This is a genomic window from Streptomyces sp. NPDC055078 (assembly GCF_053607985.1).
The window spans coordinates 1-2,092 of record NZ_JBSGUP010000982.1 but is presented as its reverse complement, the minus strand read 5'-3'; the positions used below and the strand labels follow the sequence as shown (position 1 = coordinate 2,092).

General features: G+C 74.6%; 1 protein-coding gene. It reads left to right on the top strand.

All coding sequences use genetic code 11. The features are described 5' to 3' along the window. Positions 1–12: 12 nt before the first annotated feature. Entirely contained in the window at positions 13–1,539 is a 1,527-nt protein-coding gene (locus tag ACWF94_RS39375; protein WP_453499922.1) for a DUF7059 domain-containing protein, read from the top strand. The last annotated feature ends 553 nt before the right edge of the window (positions 1,540–2,092 follow it).

Genomic DNA, 2,092 nt, shown 5'->3' with positions numbered 1-2,092 from the left:
CACAATAGGCGGGTGAGTACGACCAGCGCTGCCCCAGGACTCCCCTCGCCCGCCCGTGCCCCCCGGCTGCGCGAGGCGCTGCTCGCCGGTGCCTTCACCGCCGACGGCCTGCTCGACCGGCTCGGTGCGCCGGCGTATGCCGCGCTCGCCCGCAGCGAGACCGTGCCCGCCCTGCGCGCCACCCGCGGGGACGGCGTCCTGGACACGCTCGTACGGCTGTTCCTGCTCCAGCGGCCCGTAGCGGACGGGCGGGCCCGCGCCGCCCTCCCACTGGAGGAGTGCCTCGCCGGCGGATGGGTGACCCGTGACGGCGGCGAGGTGCGGGCCACCGTCGACGTACGGCCTTACGGAGGTCCCGAGGGCCAGGACTGGTTCATCGTCTCCGACCTCGGGTGCGCGGTCGGCGGCGCGGCGGGCGCGGGCGGGCAGAGCGAGGAGGTCGTCCTCGGAGTCGGCGGGGCGTCCACCACCCTCGCCGGTATCACCGTGCGTACGCCGGTGTCCGCCGCGCTCGACCTCGGCACCGGCTCCGGTATCCAGGCCCTGCACGCCGCCCAGCACGCCACCCGGGTCACGGCCACCGATCTCAACCCCCGCGCCCTGCACTTCACCCGGCTCACACTCGCGCTCTCCGGCGCGCCGGAGGCCGATCTGCGCCAGGGCTCGCTGTACGAGCCGGTCGGGGCGGACACCTACGACCTGATCGTGTCGAACCCGCCGTTCGTGATCTCCCCCGGCGCCCGGCTGACCTACCGGGACGGCGGGATGAACGGGGACGATCTGTGCCGCTCGCTCGTTCAGCAGGCGGGGGAGCGGTTGAACGACGGGGGGTACGCCCAGTTCCTGGCCAACTGGCAGCATGTGGAGGGGGAGGAGTGGCAGGAGCGGCTGCGCTCCTGGGTGCCGCGCGGGTGCGATGCCTGGATCGTGCAGCGCGAAGTGCAGGACATCACGCAGTACGCCGAGCTGTGGCTGCGTGACAGCGGTGACCACCGGGGCGATCCCGAGCGGTATGCCCGGCGGTACGAGGAGTGGCTCGACGAGTTCGAGGCGCTCAGGACCAGAGCGGTCGGGTTCGGGTGGATCACCCTGCACAAATCCGGATCCGGGCGACCGTCGATCGTGACCGAGGAGTGGCCGCACCCCGTGGAGCAGCCGCTCGGCGCGACCGTCTCGGCGCACTTCGCCCGCCAGGAGTATCTGCGGACGCACGACGACGCGGCGCTGCTCGCCGATCACTTCACCCTGGCCCCCGAGGTGACGCAGGAGCAGGTCGGGCTGCCGGGCGAAGAGCACCCGGAGCATGTCGTCCTCCGGCAGCACCGGGGCATGCGGCGGGCCACCAAGGCCGACACGGTGGGCGCGGGCTTCGCCGGGGCCTGCGACGGGACGCTGAGCGCCGGACGCATCCTGGACGCGATCGCCCAGCTCATCGACGAGGACCCGGTGCTGCTGCGGGACCGCACCCCGCACTCGCTCCGCCTCCTGGTGGAGGAGGGCTTCCTGGACCCGCCCGCGCTGAGGACCGGGACGGGGTGAGCCAAGAGTGCACCGGGACCGAGCGGACCGGTGGTCCGGGTGAGCCAGGAGCGCACCGGGACCGGGGGAGTCCGGCGGTCACTGGGACGCCGGCCGGGCGAAGGGACACCGGGACCGGGCCTGGGCCCCGGGACGGGGTGAGCCAGGAGCGCACCGGGACCGAGCGGACCGAGTCCGGGTGAGCGTGGCGGACCACCGGGACCGGGGGAGTCCGGTCGGCCGGGTCGTCCGGTCCAGCCGTCCCTGCCCCGGCCCCACCCGTCCCTGCCCCGGCCCCAGCCGTCCCTGCCCCGGCCCCAGCCGTCCCTGCCCCGGCCCCAGCCGTCCCGGCCCCGGCCCGCGTGGTCGAGCGGCCCACCGGACCCGCCTTGCGGAGCCCTGGCCGGGGCTCCGCAAGCAGGGATTTCACGCCGCTTATCAGGGTTAAACCGGCCAAAATTCGGCCGCGGGTCCTGAACCGGGCCCCGGCCGGTTCAGAACCCGTGCCCTGAACCGCGCCCCGGCGCCGGATGCCCGGAAGCGAACCACCTGGCGCCTTGTCCGGACCGCTGCC